The 16,514-nt window shown below is 41.3% G+C and carries 22 protein-coding genes; 19 read left to right on the top strand and 3 right to left on the bottom strand.

The features are described 5' to 3' along the window. Position 1 precedes the first annotated feature (1 nt). The 7 genes from HNR31_RS04360 (at position 2) to HNR31_RS04330 (ending at position 4,304) form a co-directional block, all read left to right on the top strand. Positions 2-427, top strand: coding sequence for a CBS domain-containing protein (locus HNR31_RS04360; RefSeq protein ID WP_181555045.1), 426 nt, complete (start codon positions 2-4; stop codon positions 425-427). 130 nt (positions 428-557) lie between these two features. Then, positions 558-1,568, top strand: coding sequence for a CAP domain-containing protein (locus HNR31_RS04355; RefSeq protein WP_181555044.1), 1,011 nt, complete (start codon positions 558-560; stop codon positions 1,566-1,568). 671 nt (positions 1,569-2,239) lie between these two features. Further along, complete coding sequence (locus tag HNR31_RS04350) at positions 2,240-2,635, top strand: YlbD family protein (RefSeq protein WP_181555043.1); 396 nt, start codon at positions 2,240-2,242, stop codon at positions 2,633-2,635. A gap of 12 nt (positions 2,636-2,647) precedes the next feature. Beyond that, on the top strand, positions 2,648-2,881 hold the full coding sequence (locus HNR31_RS04345) for a YlbE-like family protein (RefSeq protein WP_181555042.1): 234 nt from the start codon (positions 2,648-2,650) through the stop codon (positions 2,879-2,881). Positions 2,882-2,919: 38 nt separating this feature from the next. Beyond that, positions 2,920-3,312, top strand: coding sequence for a hypothetical protein (locus tag HNR31_RS04340; RefSeq protein WP_181555041.1), 393 nt, complete (start codon positions 2,920-2,922; stop codon positions 3,310-3,312). A gap of 203 nt (positions 3,313-3,515) precedes the next feature. Continuing rightward, positions 3,516-3,965, top strand: coding sequence for a YlbF family regulator (locus tag HNR31_RS04335; protein WP_308806371.1), 450 nt, complete (start codon positions 3,516-3,518; stop codon positions 3,963-3,965). A 51-nt stretch (positions 3,966-4,016) separates the two neighbouring features. Next, positions 4,017-4,304 carry a YlbG family protein gene (locus tag HNR31_RS04330; RefSeq protein WP_181555040.1) on the top strand — a complete coding sequence of 96 codons (288 nt, stop codon included), beginning with the start codon at positions 4,017-4,019 and terminating at the stop codon, positions 4,302-4,304. Positions 4,305-4,575: 271 nt separating this feature from the next. Here HNR31_RS04330 and HNR31_RS04325 read toward each other — a convergent pair whose 3' ends face one another. Continuing rightward, a complete protein-coding gene (locus HNR31_RS04325) occupies positions 4,576-4,965 on the bottom strand; it encodes a DUF7147 family protein (protein WP_181555039.1) in 390 nt (129 codons plus the stop codon). 175 nt (positions 4,966-5,140) lie between these two features. On the opposite strand from HNR31_RS04325, the gene HNR31_RS04320 reads away from it, so the two are divergent. From HNR31_RS04320 to coaD, 4 genes are all read left to right on the top strand, one after another. Next, positions 5,141-6,538 (top strand): hypothetical protein, encoded by a 1,398-nt coding sequence (locus HNR31_RS04320; protein WP_181555038.1) that lies wholly within the window; start codon positions 5,141-5,143, stop codon positions 6,536-6,538. 135 nt (positions 6,539-6,673) lie between these two features. Further along, a complete protein-coding gene (locus tag HNR31_RS04315) occupies positions 6,674-6,838 on the top strand; it encodes a hypothetical protein (protein ID WP_181555250.1) in 165 nt (54 codons plus the stop codon). A gap of 53 nt (positions 6,839-6,891) precedes the next feature. Then, positions 6,892-7,461, top strand: coding sequence for a 16S rRNA (guanine(966)-N(2))-methyltransferase RsmD (gene rsmD, locus HNR31_RS04310; RefSeq protein ID WP_181555037.1), 570 nt, complete (start codon positions 6,892-6,894; stop codon positions 7,459-7,461). 4 nt (positions 7,462-7,465) lie between these two features. Beyond that, complete coding sequence (gene coaD, locus HNR31_RS04305; RefSeq protein WP_181555036.1) at positions 7,466-7,963, top strand: pantetheine-phosphate adenylyltransferase; 498 nt, start codon at positions 7,466-7,468, stop codon at positions 7,961-7,963. A 67-nt stretch (positions 7,964-8,030) separates the two neighbouring features. On the opposite strand, the gene ylbJ is transcribed toward coaD, so the two are convergent. Further along, positions 8,031-9,257, bottom strand: coding sequence for a sporulation integral membrane protein YlbJ (gene ylbJ, locus HNR31_RS04300; protein ID WP_181555035.1), 1,227 nt, complete (start codon positions 9,255-9,257; stop codon positions 8,031-8,033). A 152-nt stretch (positions 9,258-9,409) separates the two neighbouring features. Between ylbJ and HNR31_RS04295 the strand changes: the two genes are divergently transcribed. Both HNR31_RS04295 and HNR31_RS04290 read left to right on the top strand, forming a co-directional pair. Next, positions 9,410-10,198, top strand: coding sequence for a patatin-like phospholipase family protein (locus tag HNR31_RS04295; protein ID WP_181555034.1), 789 nt, complete (start codon positions 9,410-9,412; stop codon positions 10,196-10,198). Then, positions 10,195-11,208 (top strand): SepM family pheromone-processing serine protease, encoded by a 1,014-nt coding sequence (locus HNR31_RS04290; protein WP_181555033.1) that lies wholly within the window; start codon positions 10,195-10,197, stop codon positions 11,206-11,208. Before HNR31_RS04295 ends, HNR31_RS04290 begins: the two co-directional genes overlap by 4 nt. On the opposite strand, the gene HNR31_RS04285 is transcribed toward HNR31_RS04290, so the two are convergent. Beyond that, positions 11,200-12,408, bottom strand: coding sequence for a nucleotidyltransferase (locus HNR31_RS04285; protein WP_181555032.1), 1,209 nt, complete (start codon positions 12,406-12,408; stop codon positions 11,200-11,202). The genes HNR31_RS04290 and HNR31_RS04285 overlap by 9 nt on opposite strands. A 152-nt stretch (positions 12,409-12,560) precedes the next feature. On the opposite strand from HNR31_RS04285, the gene HNR31_RS04280 reads away from it, so the two are divergent. The 6 genes from HNR31_RS04280 (at position 12,561) to HNR31_RS04255 (ending at position 16,494) form a co-directional block, all read left to right on the top strand. Then, positions 12,561-13,079: a YceD family protein gene (locus tag HNR31_RS04280; RefSeq protein ID WP_181555031.1), complete on the top strand. Its 519-nt coding sequence runs from the start codon at positions 12,561-12,563 to the stop codon at positions 13,077-13,079. Positions 13,080-13,142: 63 nt separating this feature from the next. After that, positions 13,143-13,316 (top strand): 50S ribosomal protein L32, encoded by a 174-nt coding sequence (rpmF, locus tag HNR31_RS04275; protein WP_181555030.1) that lies wholly within the window; start codon positions 13,143-13,145, stop codon positions 13,314-13,316. A 356-nt stretch (positions 13,317-13,672) separates the two neighbouring features. Next, positions 13,673-14,437 carry an enoyl-CoA hydratase/isomerase family protein gene (locus HNR31_RS04270; protein WP_181555029.1) on the top strand — a complete coding sequence of 255 codons (765 nt, stop codon included), beginning with the start codon at positions 13,673-13,675 and terminating at the stop codon, positions 14,435-14,437. Between the two features lie 69 nt (positions 14,438-14,506). Then, positions 14,507-15,109: an RsfA family transcriptional regulator gene (locus HNR31_RS04265; RefSeq protein ID WP_181555028.1), complete on the top strand. Its 603-nt coding sequence runs from the start codon at positions 14,507-14,509 to the stop codon at positions 15,107-15,109. Positions 15,110-15,218: 109 nt separating this feature from the next. Beyond that, positions 15,219-16,115, top strand: coding sequence for a 2-dehydropantoate 2-reductase (locus HNR31_RS04260; protein ID WP_181555027.1), 897 nt, complete (start codon positions 15,219-15,221; stop codon positions 16,113-16,115). Beyond that, positions 16,108-16,494 carry a DUF3397 domain-containing protein gene (locus HNR31_RS04255; protein WP_181555026.1) on the top strand — a complete coding sequence of 129 codons (387 nt, stop codon included), beginning with the start codon at positions 16,108-16,110 and terminating at the stop codon, positions 16,492-16,494. The genes HNR31_RS04260 and HNR31_RS04255 overlap by 8 nt, the downstream gene beginning before the upstream one ends. The last annotated feature ends 20 nt before the right edge of the window (positions 16,495-16,514 follow it).

Genomic DNA, 16,514 nt, shown 5'->3' with positions numbered 1-16,514 from the left:
AATGCAAACAGTACGTGACGTAATGGCAACGAATGTAGAGTGTTGTACACCGCTTGATAACGTATATGAAGTGGCAGTAAAAATGCGAGATTTAAATGTCGGAGCGATTCCTATTGTTGAAAATGGTCAATTAATTGGCATGATTACTGATCGTGATTTAGTAGTGCGCGGAATAGCTGAGAAGCGACCAGGTTCTAGTCAGGTTACCGAAGTAATGAGTGAACATTTGATTACGGTATCACCGGATACATCCGTTGAAGAGGCGGCAGAGCAAATGGCACAACATCAAATTCGTCGTTTGCCTGTTGTCGAGAATGGAAAGCTTGTCGGGATTGTTTCACTTGGTGATTTAGCAACGAACCGCTATTCAGATGAAAGGGCTGGTCGTGCTTTAAGCGAAATTTCGGAACAGAACCAGCTGCACTAGATAAAAACGATGTTTGGATGAATGGAATTCCCCTTGTAAAAAGGGGAATTTCGTTTTTTACGTTTGTCCACTCGAAAAAAACGGATATAATGACAATAAGGGATTTTATGAGGAAAGTGAGTGTTGCCCTATGAAATGGTTTTTGTTTATTTTATTGTTTATCATAGGATTTTACTATTTTGTTCCGAGCGCAACACCACCGCTAAGCCCGCCTCAAAAGAGCGAGACAAAGGATCATCCAATAAAAGAGCCGAAGGTGGTTAACGGTCTTTTGACTATTATTGGAAAAACGGAAGAAGATGTAAAAAAACAATTCGGGCAGCCAACACGAATCGATGATTCAGCGTATGGTTATAAGTGGTGGATTTATAATAAACATGCTAACACGTATTTGCAAATCGGCATCAGGGCTGGTCGCGCTGTGACGGCTTTTACCTGTGGAGAACAAGTCAATGTAAAGCCATTTCGAATCGGTCAACCGCTTCAAGAAGTATTTAACAAAGTTCCGATACCCTCGAATGTAGATGTATCATTGCGTACGGGTACTTACCGTTTTGAGCTATCGGAACAGGATCTCGCTTCCCAGCCGATTGTAAAAGTTTCTAACGTCTATGTACAACTTTATATTGATCGTTTTACCGGAAAAGTTTCCAGTATTCGGTTAATGAATGGAGAAACGCTCGTAAAACTGCGACCATATGAACTTGTTTATCGAGGTACTTTACCGTCTGCATCGCCTTTATCACCGGAAGAGCGAAAGAAGGTCGAAATGGCTAATGCCTACCAGATTTTTGATATTACGAATGTGATTCGCCAGCGCTATGGCGTAAAGCCGCTGCATTGGCACGAGAAAACGGCACAAGTTGCTTATGAGCATAGTAAAGATATGAAGGAAAACAGGTATTTTTCTCATGAATCACCGACCCGCGGTGATTTAAAAGATCGACTGTTATCAGCAGGAATCAAATTTCAGATGGCCGGTGAGAATATTGCTGCGCAGCATATTGATGCCATTGCTGCTGTTGAAGGTTGGTTAAATAGCAAAAGTCATCGCGAAACACTATTAAACGGACAATTTACCCATCTCGGTGTTGGAGTGGCTGACAAATATTATACACAAAATTTCCTTAAACCGTGGTAGTGAAGTGACTAGCGGCAATCCGTTTTTTTCAATCCCCCATAATAATAATCGTTTCACCGATGCGAAAGAAAGGGCTTGGGGACGAATCGATAATTGGAATTTGCATTCAAGCTTTCATTTTCCATTTCCATATTATAACAAAGGATCTTCCTGTATACGATGATCATGGTAATATCGTTCTTTTTTCTCTTGAATGTTCTTAATCGTTTCTTTGCCCTGGGTTTTTTCGTGCATATTTCCGAGATGAAGCCAACGGTGATAAAATTCCTTTCTTTACAGAAAACAGCCGAGAAAGTCCATCGGCTTTAGCGTTGGGATGAACCGGTTTTGATTGAGAAAGGACCGTCTTTAGACAGCCTAATGGCTCGATACACAGAAAAACGCCTGTAGCAGTGGTACGTAAGCTATGGGTCATTAGCCTACGGAAGTGCTGTGGGAGGAGGAATGGCACACTCTGCATTTTGAGAACTACGGATGTCGGAAATGGACTTCCGTCTACTTCAAAGAGTCCCACTGATTCCGAAGAAATCAGCTTGCTCCTTAGCGGAAGTGTCATATAGTAAAAATAATTTTTGCTCACATCGTATCGAAAAATGGGCGCACGCCATATGCATTTTTTTGATAGTATATGATAGATACGTGTTGATTAAACAAGAGGGGGTAGAGGGAGTGTGGCAAAAAATCTACATCCTTCAGTAGAGAAATTTAAACGGTTTGTCAAAAAACATCCGAAAATTATTCAAGAAGTGCGTAACGGTCAAAAAACATGGAAAGAGTTTTATGAGGAATGGTATTTGTTCGGGGAAGATGATGAAATTTGGGAAAAGTATAAAAATGAAAAGAATGAAAAAGTTGACCAAACTGAAAAAATGAACAGTGTTATCAATAAAATTGTGTCAACGATAAAAAATATGGATGTCAATGAAATGCAACAACATATTGCTAATGTTCAACAAGCGATTACGGCCATTCAAAATGTCATCGGACAGTTTCAAGGAATGAAGCAATCTCAGCCATCAGGGACTCTTCCCCATGACCAACATCCATTTTCATTTCGAAAGGACTAGAGGTATTAGCGGATGAGAAAGGAAGTTATGCAGTATATTCAAGCAAAGGCGATGTTAAAAAATTTTATTCGTGAGCAGCCGCGTTGGTATCGAACGCTTTCACGCTTTCCAAACGAACTACAGTCGTTCGAGCTTGCCGCCCTTCATTATTATGAACAAACAATTCCGCATAAAGTAGAAAAAATAGTCAATTCGTTGCAAATGGCTTCATTAATGCTTCATATGCTTCAAGAGATGCGCGATTAATTTTTGAAAAAACGCAAAGACTACTTCGTAAAGGAGTGATGTCTTTGCGAAAACGAATCATAACGGTATTCTCTTTATTTTTTCTTTTAATAATGACAGCATGCGGAAATGATAAGCCAGAACCAGAAACGAATTCGAATAGAATTGTTCCGGTCGTTTCTCAGCATCAGCCCACCAGTCCGATGCATGTTAAACATGAAATAAAGGGAAAAGACGTATTTGTTGAGTGTATTGTTACCGGGTTTACATTTCAAAAAGGTGCTGGACATATCGATGTATACTTAAATGGAAAGAAAATTAACGAAGTGTTTACAGCGGCATTTGTGATAAGAGGATTGCCTACAGGAAAACATACGATTCGATTAGAACTCGTTGATGATGGTGGGAGGAAATCAAGCTTGTCCCATGAATTTGAGGTGAATATTTCTTAGCAAGGAAGGTCTGACAAATAGGTCAGACTTTTTTTAATGATAAGAAAGTATAAGTTTAAAAGAGCTGTTTAGTGCAAGCGCCCGATCAGCTTGCTCCGGGGTGTCAAGCACTTCAATGGTGAACTTTGACAGCCAAACTTGCCGCTTTGCTTTTCTTATTTACTGTTCTCGTGATATGATTATATTGGAGGTGCGAAATTCACGTGATGATTGCAACGCTCGAGCGGCTCGAGATTTTAAATAAAGCCGAGTTATTGGGAAAAATGATTGTTCAGTCCGAATTAGCCGAGCAATATCGCCACTGCTTGCAACGATTAAAGAGTGATCGCGTTGCCCAAGAGCTTATTGCACGTTTTACAAAAGCGAAAGAGCGATATGAGGAAGTGCAACGCTTTGGCAAATATCATCCTGATTACCACACGGTCATGAAAGAGATACGTGAGGTGAAAAGGGAGCTTGATTTTCATGAAACGGTGGCCGCTTTTAAAAAAGCGGAAAACGCATTGCAATCGTTATTAGATGAAATTAGCGTGTTGCTTGGAAAAGCTGTATCTGAGCAAATCAAAGTGCCGACAGGAAATCCGTACTTCACTTCATTATCAAGTTGTTCAGGCGGGTGCGGCGCAGGAGGAAGTTGCGGCTGTCGCACATAAACATAAAATAGATCTATGTCGAAATGCAATGACAAAAAGGGGAATGGGTGTATGTTTCCAAGACGTCAAGGGATTATTGTTTGGTTATATTCACTAAAACAAAGTAAACATTTAAGAAAATTTGGTAATATCCATTACGTCTCCAAGCGGTTGAAATATGTTGTGTTATATTGTGATATGGAACAGGTCGATGACATCATGAAAAAGATTTCTTCACTGCCATTTGTGAAGCAGGTAGAACCTTCTTACCGTCCATTTTTGAAAATGGAGTTTGAATCAAAAGGAGATCATGAAAAGGAACATGATTACAAATTAGGTTATTCCATAGAGCAAGGCTGACTTTCTTCTAGAAAGTCAGCCTTTTTAGATAAGAAAAGTATAACTTTAAAAGGCGAACTGTCTAGCACAAGCGCTCGACCAATTTATTTTTTGAATCGGCATGATGCAAAACTTGCGCAAATTATGACTTGAAATGCGATGTTTAAGCAGTTCGGGGTGACAAGCTGTCTCGCAGGTAACATTACTCATTGTGGGAGCTAGGATGGAAACATTTCGCCATTTTGCCCACAGGACGTAGGCAAATGGCGAAATTGGGGAGCTTCCGCTTTTTTTATTGCAGTGGTGGGATGAATCGGTTCATTCGCATAATACCGATTAAATGCTGGTAATAGAGGTCAACTTCTGCAAAAAATGTTGATGGTTTTACTTCCAAGTGAATGATTTCATGCCCCAGTTCTTTCGCTAATTCCGCAAATAGTTCGTATCGTTTATTCGGCTTGACATATGGATTAGGAATGCCCTCGCGACAAATATATAAAGGCTGAAACTCTCCCGGATCAGTGGGATGCAGAACCACGACACAAGACGTTACTGCTTGTCCGTTTTTTACCGTGTGGAGAGCAAAAAGTCCTGATAATCGATGGCGATTTGCTTTGGCCAGTTCGATGAGTTCATAAATATCCGAATACCCTTCCCCCAGCTCAATAAAGCGTTGAATCATGTCATGTCCCCCTTTCTACCTTATTACTTTATCATTGATTATAAAAAATGAAAATGTTTCTGAACAAAATTCGACATTTTGTGCAATTTCTCTATGACGATCCATTTATTTTTTGGTATCTTATCAGTAAGAAATGAATACAGCAGAGGAGCCTGAAATGGTAAGAGGGACTTTGATGACAATTTTTTTGCTTCTAGGAATTAGTGGTGTGGCTGTTTACTGGCAGTGGCACGATTATACACAGGCTAGCAAGGAAAACAACGTACCCTCGCTTGTTCACGATATCGATATTCGCGGTGTGGCTAATCACCTTGAGATTACACAGACGATAAAAGGGTTAGCTGACGAATCATACGATATCATACTGCCAGATAGGGCAAAACATCTTTCGTGTACAGACGAAGAGGGAAAAGCATGTACGATTACTCAGCGAAATCAAACATCGCGTATCAACGTAGACGGCCGTGACCAAATTGAATTTCGCTATGTTATTCCATTGCCATCATCTTCGAAGCCACTCTGGCTTGAACATTGGTCAGTCCAAATTCTTTCGAAACAACCGCAGCGTTTCCATGTTCAGCTCGTTGATTTGACAAGAAAAAATGGAACATGGATAGCCGGTGCTCCGCTTATAGGGAGTTTAGAGCGCGAGTGGTTTACGTTGTATGTATGGGCACAAAAACAAGTTGTTTCGTTTCCGCTTTATTTTGAACCTTTGAAAGTGGAGAAAAAAGAGTACGGAAATGTGGAAGTGTATGCGCGAAACAACGTGAGTATCAATGACTGGAATGCCTCGAAAGCAAGGAATTTCGCTCATGTTCCTTCGTTGACGGTTGTTTTTTCTAAGTTTGCGGACAAACATATTTCACCGACACTTATGGTCGTTCCGGAGACGGAATCACTTACGTTGATGGAAGCGCCATATCTACGCTCTTACTATGCCTCTTACTTTTTACCAAATGGAGCGATGAATGAATGGGTGGCCGATATGCTAACGTCATTAGCCATCGGAAAACAGGCTACCACACCACAAGCAAAAGCGATTTTGCATCATTTTGATGAGCAACTAACAACGAAAGAAAAAACAGCGTTTTTCCGTCTCGTTTTAAAACAAAAAGGGGAAAGAGTTACCTCGCATATGCTTGATGCAGCACTAAGTAAGGCGTATGGAGAAAGAACAACATATTTTAGCGATTTTGTTAAAAGAGGGGAATCCGTTCCTCTTTTGTGGACGAAAGAAGGAACGTTATATGTAAATAATGTTCCGTTGAAACAGAGCAACGTCGTCATCCAAAACGAGGACATTTTATTACCGATTGTAGAAGTAATGCGTGCACTAGGGTATCGTGTCGAACGTTCTGGTGCAGAGGTTTTTATTGAGAAACAATATAATCGTTGGCGTTTTTTTGTCAATTCTTCGCTTTATATGGAAGGGAATGATACATTCGGAACATCTTCGATTCTTGTTCGCGATATCAGGGGAACCCTGTATATGAGCGCTTCTATAATACAGCAATGGTTCCCTGTTTATGTAGAAGAAACAGCTCGTGACGTTTATGTAAGTGGATCGTAAGGTAAACAAGACATAGTTGAAAAAAAATCCCTGCAGTCTCCTGCAGGGGCCTTTTACGCTTACTTGTTCCCGCGCATCAAAAGGAACGCGTAAGCCAAAGGAAAAAAGGGAGAGGAGAAACCGGAGGAAGAACTTATGGGGAAACGTAAGTCTTCTCCGTGGTTGGCAACAACACCCATATGGATGTTGTCACTACTCATTATGACCAATGAATTCATTTATATACATTCGATATGCGATTTTTTCCGATGTTTAACTGTTTATTATGATCATTTGCAACGTGACAAAGTGGTATTATAGAGAAGTTTATGGTAGGATAGGGATGGCAAAATGTCAAACACGTGGTGAGGATGATGAGAGTCATTTCTGGAAAGTGTAAAGGTAGACCGTTGCAAGCGGTTCCAGGTATGTCAACAAGACCGACTACCGATAAAGTGAAAGAGGCGATTTTTAATATGGTAGGCCCTTATTTTTCCGGGGGAATGGGCCTCGATTTATTTGGTGGTAGCGGTGGTCTTGGAATTGAAGGATTAAGCCGTGGATTAGATCGCGTGATTTTTGTTGACCATGATATAAAAGCGGTACAAACGATTCGAAAAAATGTAAACACATGTGGATTAGCTGCACAAGCTGAAATCTATCGAAATGATGCGGAACGAGCATTAAAGGCGATTGTAAAACGCGGATTGCGATTTCGACTGATCTTCCTCGATCCGCCTTATAAAGAGCAAAAGTTGGCATCATTGATTTCATTTATCGCCCAACATTCGCTTCTTGAATCAGATGGTATGATTATTGCTGAACATGCCCACGATATCGAGCTTCCAATGCACATCGAAAATGTAGCGAAAATCAAACATGAAATTTATGGAATTACCGCGGTTTCGATTTACGGTTATGTGAGTGAAGAGAAAGGGGATTAGAGACATGGCGAGCATTGCGGTTTGTCCGGGAAGTTTTGATCCGGTAACATATGGACATTTAGATATTATTAAGCGCGGTGCAAAGGTGTTTGATCAAGTGTATGTGGCAGTGCTGAATAATTCTTCTAAAAAACCGCTGTTTTCTGTCGAAGAAAGGATGGAATTATTAAGAGAGGTAACAAAATCACTTCCGAATGTGACGGTTGAGTCATTCCACGGTCTTCTTGTCGATTATGCCCGCAGTAAAAACGCCAATGCGATTTTAAGAGGGTTGCGTGCGGTATCCGATTTCGAATATGAAATGCAAATTACTTCGATGAATCGTGTGTTGGATGAAAATATTGAAACATTTTTTATGATGACAAACAGCCAGTATGCGTTTTTAAGTTCAAGTATCGTAAAGGAAGTGGCCAAATATAACGGCAACATTTCCGAACTTGTGCCACCCGTTGTGGAGCAGGCGCTTCGTCAAAAATTTGCTGTATCCTGTTCTGATCAATGATAGGGACTTTGAAAAAGAAAGCTGACTTACAAAGATCGCCTTTGAGCGATCTTTTGAGTCAGCCTCTTTATTGAACGATTTCTTTTCGCCATTTTGTTGCGAGTAATAATACGTAAACAAATAAACAAATAATAGTAATCAGCGGGCCATAACGGGTTAAAAATTGCCAATATTCCAATAGCCATATAGGAGCATGATTGGTTAAAAATACGGGTGTTGCTCTCATACTTTTATCGACTGTGTCAAAATGAACGTAGAGCGGTTTCCATAATAAATATGTAAGGCAAGCAGCAAAGCAGCCGTGCATCATTCGCGCAATAAAGAACGGCTGAAACCGAATATTAGCTTCGGCAAGAATACTCGCCACTTGTGCTTGTACAGAAAAGCCACCGAATGCGAGAATAAAACTTGTTACAATCGCTTTTTCTAACAAATGAGCATGTTCAACTTGGCTAATCATTTGGGTGCCGAGCGTAATTTCAAATAGTCCAGAAATAACAGGGATGCTGAGTTCTTTTGGAAGTTGAAATATGTTCAGAATATATTGGAGGATAAAAGCGATTCGATCTGTAATATGAACCATGTATAGAAGTTTGTTAATGACAGAAAAGAGAATAATAAACCCGCCAATCATTAATAATGTTTGAATAGAAGAGCGTACGGCGTTACCTAGCAATTTTCCTAGAGGCTGCTTGTTTTTTAGGCGTGTTTCATGCAACACGCGAAAAGCGGTACGAAGTGAAAAAGGATGTGTGTCTCTCTTGCTGCTCGTTTTTTCATGAGATTTACCATGAAATCGCATGAGCAGCCCGACACAGATGTTGCCAATATAGTGCGATAGGGCGAAAATGATTCCAATATGAGGGTTATGAAAAAATCCGATGGAAACCGCCCCGAAAATAAATAAAGGATTCGACGAGTTAGTGAATGAAGCAAGTCGTTCCGCTTCGATGGTAGAAATTTGCTTTTCTTGATAAAGGCGAGCGGTTAGTTTTGCTCCTGAGGGATAGCCAGATGCCATTCCCATTGCCCACACAAAGCCGCCGACACCGGGAACTTTAAACAGCGGGCGCATGAGCGGTTCTAATAAGACACCAAGCAAATTGACAACTCCGAAGCCGATGAGCAGTTCGGAGACAATAAAGAAAGGCAATAGCGAGGGAAAAACGACTTCCCACCACATATTTAAACCGCGGATCGACGCTTCGAGCGATTGTTGCGGATAACAAATGAGCGAAGCTGCAAATAATGTTACAGCTAAAGCTAAAAAGACTGTTTTTGCCCTTTCCTTCATATGCGGTTTGCCTCCCGATCACGAAGTTTGTTCACATGCGCTCTCCCCTTTCTCTCAGTACGATGTACAACCTCATATAGTTTAATATACGAGTATAGGGGATCATTTTAGACCATAAGATGAAAAAGGATTGCGAACGGAGGGAGACAGACGTGAATCCAAAAATCGGCTTGGCATTGGGCTCGGGGGGAGCGAGAGGATTCGCTCATTTAGGTGTGATTAAAGTGCTTGAGGAGGAGTGCATTCCGATTGATTATATAGCAGGAAGCAGTATGGGGGCACTTGTGGCGGCATTATATGCCAGCGGATTAGGCATTGATCGCTTATATAAATTAGCGAAAGCGTTTAGAAGAAATGATTACATTGATGTAGCGATCCCCAAGATGGGGCTTATAGCGGGGAAACGAATTAAAGAATTTATTCGTTTATTAACCAAAGGAAAAAACATTGAAGACTTAACGATTCCGATCGCTATTGTGGCGACGGATGTTCAAAGAGGAGAAAAGGTTGTTTTTCGTCGTGGTGATGTCGTGGGTGCGGTGCGAGCCAGCATTTCCATTCCGGGCATTTTTGTTCCCGAAGTTATCGATGGACGCATGTTAGTCGACGGTGGAGTGATTGACCGCATCCCTGTTTCCGTTGCTCGCGATATGGGAGCAGATCTTGTTATTGGTGTCGATGTTTCACATGTCAAAGTGAATGAGCCGATTACATCTATTTTTGATGTCATTTTACAAAGTATTGATATTTTACAAGATGAGCTTGCCCGTTGTCGCGAAATCGCCTCGGATGTTATGATTCGACCGCATGTGGAACAATATAGTTCGCGCGCATTTACACATGTGGAAGAAATTATTGAGATTGGCGAGGTAGAAGCTCGCAAGCAAATTGATAAAATTCGTCAAGCCATTGAACATTGGAAGGAGAAGCAACATTCATGAAAAAGAGAACGTATGTGATTACATTTTTGTTTGGAGTTATCGCGGCATTTCTTTTCATTTTTCTCCAACTCCCTTATTACGTGACGATGCCGGGAACAGCCCAAGCTCTTGAGCCGCTTGTTCATGTCAAGAATGGGGATCACGATAAAGGGAGTTTTATGTTAACGACGGTCAGAATGGGCAGGGCGAATCTCTTTTCTTATTTACTAGCGCACGTTCGGCCGTATTATGAACTGTATCCGCTTGAAGCAATTAAACAAGAAGGAGAAACAGATGAAGAATATACGTTTCGTCAACTTCAATTGATGGAGCAGTCGAAAGAAGCCGCGATTACCGTAGCGTATAAAAAGGCTAAAAAACCGTTTTCTTATCAATCGCGGGGCGTCTATGTCATGGGGGTTTTGCCGAATATGCCGGCGCAGTCATTTTTAAAGGTGGGCGACCGCATCAAACAAATTGACGGAAAACGGATGGAAACATCAGAACAGATGATTACCTACATTCGCACAAAGAAAAAAGGTGATCGTGTTCATGTGACATTTGAACGGGATGGAAAAGAAAAGACCGTTACGCTTTCGCTTGCGCCATTTCCACAATCACCAAAGCAAATCGGGCTAGGAGTATCGCTTGGGGATGATTATGATATTAAAACCAATCCTCCTGTTCATATTGATTCCGAGAAAATCGGTGGACCGTCTGCAGGGCTGATGTTTTCGCTGGAAATTTATAATCAATTAGTAAATGAAGATATTACAAAGGGGCATAAAATTGCCGGAACAGGCACGATCAATATGGACGGGGAAGTGGGACCGATCGGCGGAATTTCACAAAAAATCGTCGCTGCTCATGAAGCAGGAGCCGAAATTTTCTTTGCCCCAAATGAGCATGGAGCAAAAAATTCCAATTACCGTGAAGCGCTCAAAACGGCAAAAAAAATTGGGACAACCATGAAGATTGTTCCCGTCGATACGTTTGATGACGCGCTTCGTTATTTAGAAAAACTAAAATAAAGTTATCGGTGGGGTCGCATATTCTTCTTTTATCGCTTTTGAGCGAATCGCCTCTGGAAAAATAGCGGTATAGGCAAATACCGCTTTTTTTTCTTGCTGATAAATCGGATGAGGCTCTAACCGTGATACATTCGTCACGAGCGGTAATGATAGCTGTTTTTTGATTGTCTGTAAATAACGCCGTCCGTTGCTGCTCATGCCGAGTAAGCGAATGTAAGTCGGTTTTTTCATTTTCGCCATTTGTTCTTTTGTAAAATTGGTTAAAATGTGGGTGCACGTTCGCTGCAAGCGTGTCCATGTGTAGCGTTTTGTTTTCATCGAAGTCATAAGTTGAGAAAAGGTTTCCGCCTCGATAATTGCCTGTTTGAATCGATGTTCTAACCCTTCATCGACATTAGCGATACGCTGTAACTCACTTTCTTCCATTGTCAGGATGCGATATTTTAGAAAAGGAAAATAACGTTCCCAATCATGGAATGTGCCGTATGTGAAATAATATTGCTCTAACAGTTGCTTTGTGTATGAAGGAATGTACGACGAAATCGTTTCAAGGCGTTCAATAGAGCCGCTCAGCGCTTTTCGTAAGCTTGTGGCGCTGGCGATCGACGGATGGGAAAACGTTTCATCATGATAACAGGCAGCAATGCGCGGAATGGTGCGCGGAACGATCGGATGATGTTGTTCTAAAATCGCTTTGACGTAGGAAAAACCAAGGATATTGTTTGGTTTTGTGACATCAAGTTTGTCTAGATGTAATTGATTCCAAGCTAGAGTGTTCGCTTGCGGATAGTTTATCCCTGTCTGGAGCGCCTGCTGAATGTAGATATCATATTCGTTTTGTTTCTCTAAAAGCGTTTTAGCCGCTTCAATAAAGGGTTCGATTTTTCCGCTTTCGCTTCCGAAGCAAATTTCATCACAATATAAAGCAGCAAGCAATGCGACTGCTCCACTCGCAAACGTTTCCGCAGACTGCACAGCGAATGCATAAGGCAATTCAATCACGAGGTCGACCCCAGCGAATAAAGCCATTTTCGTCCGCGTCCATTTGGAAACAAGCGCGGGTTCACCACGCTGCAAAAAGTTCCCGCTCATGACAGCGATGAGGCAATCGGCTTCGGTTTGTTTTTTTGTTTCTTGCAGATGGTACAAATGACCGTTATGGAACGGATTATATTCAACAACAATTCCAACCGCTTTCATTCCTCTTCCCCCCCTCATGTCTACAGAGAGTATTTTTCGTCGAATCGTGATAAATTGTAAGTAAACTGACAACAATTATACTGTAAAGAAAAAATATTGACAAACAGGGAAAGGGAACGTATAATTTTCTTTGTTGCCTTGAGGTGATTTTAATGAAATGGTCTATTCATCAACTTCATCAGTTGCAAAATAAAGGACTAGCGATTCACGAAACAGTGGATGTGTCAGATTTAAAGCAAATCGACAATCTCATTCGCGAGATTTCACCCGTTCATGTCGAAGGAAGGGTGGATATTGGCGCGACGAAATTTACGTTTCATTTGACGATTGAAGGAACGATGGTATTACCTTGTTCCCGTACGTTAGTCGATGTCCATTATCCGTTTACAATTCATACGACAGAAACATTTTTTCTCAATGACTATGATGTGACAACTGATGAAGATACGCATTTGATTGAAGGAGAAACGATAGATTTACTGCCGATTGTGAAAGAACTGATTCTCCTTGAGATTCCGTTACAAGTATTTTCGGAAGAAGAAAACGTACAAGGTGGGGCGCCACAGTCGGGAGCTGGCTGGGAAGTCATTACTGAAGAGCAAGCAAAGCAAAAAATCGACCCTCGCCTTGCTAGTTTAGCGAAGTTTTTTGACAAAAAGGAAGAAGAGTAAGCGAAGTACCGGCATCATCCGGCCTTCATGATATTTCTAAATCCTATTAAGGAGGTGGAAAGAATGGCTGTACCTTTTAGAAGAACATCAAAAACGAAAAAAAGAATGCGCCGTACGCATTTCAAATTGCAAGTACCTGGCATGGTAGAATGCCCAAATTGCGGTGAAATGAAACTAGCTCACCGCGTATGTAAAGTTTGCGGAACTTACAAAGGAAAAGAAGTGGTAAACAAATAATGATGAAAACAAGCACAAGGAATCGACTCCTTGTGCTTGTTTTTTTGCTCATATCAGAATCATTTATAGTTTGCTTCTTTTTTGCGGTGAACGGTCTAATTCTAGCGTCCGAATTACGTTCGCTTTTGAAGCGGTATTAATGCAAAATTTGCGCCAATCATAACTTGAAAAGTAATGTTTGAGAGCCCTGAGGTTAAGCCAGCCCTTTCCGAAGTGCAAGCCACTTCTATGTGGAAGGAATATTTGCCCGTCATGGGAGCCAAGATGACGAATTGGGGAAGCGTGTGCTTTTCTTATTTTTTAAGAAGGAAAATAGAGAGCTGCTGCCAAAATTATAGGAGAAGGGAGGAGAGGAAATGGGAGCGATTTTGTTAGAGCGCGATCGCAACGGGATTGTCTGGTTTACCATTAATCGACAAGAAAAGAGAAATGCGATTAACTACGAGGTCATGGACGCGTTACAAGAAACGATTCGCATGGTGGAAAAGAGCGATGAAGTAAAAATTCTTGTCATTACAGGAGCTGGTGATCAAGCGTTTTGTTCGGGTGGAGATTTAAGTGAGTTTCACCATTTGCATGCGAAAGAAGAAGCATATCATATGCTAAAAAAAATGGGAACGATTTTATATTCATTATTAACCGTTTCTAAGCCGACAGTAGCTCTTATTAACGGTACGGCGGTGGGTGGTGGTTGCGAACTGGCAACTGCATGCGATTTTCGCTATGCAAGGAAGGGAGCCAAAGTCGGCTTTATTCAAGGAAAATTAGGGATCACAACCGGATGGGGCGGGGCGACGATGTTATTTGAGAAGTTGCCATATACGCGGGCTCTTGATATTTTGCTGAGAGCGGAATATATGAGTGTGGAAACGATGTACGAGTATGGCTGGGTTCATTCTCTTTTATCCGGAGAAAATATAACAGAAGAGTGCCGTAAGTTGCTTTCCCCGTATTTAGCTCAGACGGTTTCTGTTTTGCGAGCATATAAACGAGCAGCAGTGGAGAAGTGGAAAAACGATGAGTTTCGTGCTAGATTTTTTTCTGAAATCACTTGTTGTTCCATCTTGTGGGAGTCGGAAGAACATGAAGAAGCGGTACGTGCTTTTTTGGATAAATCATAATTTTTTCCTTCTATCTTTTCTACTAGTCGCATAAATATAGTGAAAAAAGCGACTAGAGGAGGAAGAAGCATGACGAGTGTACGTCAAGATGCATGGACGCAAGATGAAGATTTATTGTTAGCAGAAACCGTATTGCACTATATTCGTGAAGGGGGAACACAGCTTCAAGCGTTTGAGGAAGTCGGGCGCCGCTTGTCACGGACAGCGGCTGCTTGCGGTTTTCGCTGGAATTCATATGTGCGAAAGCAATATAAAGAGGCGATCGAAATAGCTAAAAAACAACGGAAAGAAAAGAAAAAAGAAACGGTAGCTAGAGGTGGCACAGAGGGGTTGATATCGGCAGCTGATGCCTCTCAAAAACGATTAACATGGTCAGATGTCATCGCTTTCCTGCAAACCTATGAACAAGCGGCTGTTGACTACCAGCGAATCGTTGACGAGAACCGAGCGTTAAAAAAAGATATGGAACAATTGCAACAAATGGTGACAAAACTACAAGCTGAAAAAGAAGTGTTACAAAAAGAATTAGCTACGATTCAAGAAGATTACAACTCACTCATTGGCATTATGGAGCGAGCACGAAAAATGGTTGTACTAGAAGAAGATGAACATGCTAAAAAAGTAAAATTTCAACTAGAGCGAAACGGGCATCTTGAAAAAATCGAAAAGTAATGAGGAAAAGCTGATCGATTTAGATCAGCTTTTTTCTATTAACGTATAGATTTATGATTTGATAAAATAGGCATGGGAGTGGATTGGAGGAAAGAGAGGAAAAAGAAACATGAGAGTAGGAATTGTTGGAGCTGGAGCGATTGGCCTCCTAACGGCTGCGTATTTGCATGATAAATATGACGTGACAGTATATACACGCCGGCACATGCAAGCCAATGTGCTGAATGAACAAGGGCTTTCTCTGGTCAAACAAGGCCAGCAACGAACGATTTCAATTCGTGCTAAGCTATTGGATGATGAACTGCTCACGGATGATGTTGTCATCGTTGCTGTAAAGCAATACGATGTTGCCTATGTCATTGAAAGATGCAAACAGCTATCGGGCGTGGAAACATTCATCTTTTTGCAAAACGGAATGGGACATGTGCGTTTATTGTCACACTTAAAAACGCGGAACATTGTGTTGGGGGTTGTCGAGCATGGAGCCCTCAAACATGACGACCGCACTGTTGAGCATACTGGAATGGGCAAAACGATTCTTTCTTTGTTTCAAGGAGAACTTGGAAAAGCCGAGCAATTGCTGATGACGCCGATTCCTGACTTTCCGTTTCACTATGCGGATGATTGGGAGGAAATGTTAACGAAAAAACTCGTTGTGAATGCTGTAATTAATCCGTTAACTGCCTTATTGCGTGTCAAAAACGGAAAATTACTTGAAGTGAACGAATATCAAACAATGATGGAACTATTGTTTAGCGAAATCAAAACGGTGCTAGCGCTTCCGAATGAACAAGAAGCGTGGGAACATATCGTTAGCATATGTCGAAAAACGGCGGGCAACCGTTCTTCGATGTTAACAGATATTGAACAAGGACGGAAAACTGAAATTGACGGGATTTTAGGTTATGTCATTGGGAAAGGACAGGAACGCGGCATTCCGACACCGCTTAGTCAATTTTTATTTTATGCGATAAAAGGACTGGAAGGGAGGAAGGGGAATGGGTGACATCGTTGCTCACGTATTAGCGGCGTTGGTGACGATGCCGTTGCTTGCATTGTTTCTCACCTATGTTCTGGCGCGAAAGTGGGTAAAGAAAAAGAAACGAGCGTTTTATTTCGCCATTAATGTATCAACCCTTTTTTTTATTGCCGCTGTTCATTTTTTAATTATGGCTCTTTGGGGCAAATCGTATTTATGGGCGATTGTGATGTTTCTATTGGTGGTAAATTTTTTGTTTACCATTGGTTATTGGAAGAAAAAAGGAGATTTACATATGAGAGTCGTATTTCGCCTGTTTTGGCGGTTTAATTTTCTTCTATTTTTCTCCCTTTATTTCAGCTTGCTTGTCTATGGAATGATTATGCGCGTATCTAGCAATATATAATTGGTTGAGCGCATGTTTTT

It is taken from the genome of Thermaerobacillus caldiproteolyticus (assembly GCF_013761245.1).
Taxonomy (GTDB): domain Bacteria; phylum Bacillota; class Bacilli; order Bacillales; family Anoxybacillaceae; genus Thermaerobacillus; species Thermaerobacillus caldiproteolyticus.
Note: the sequence above shows the minus strand (reverse complement) of the source record. Positions and strands in the feature narration are given on the sequence as shown.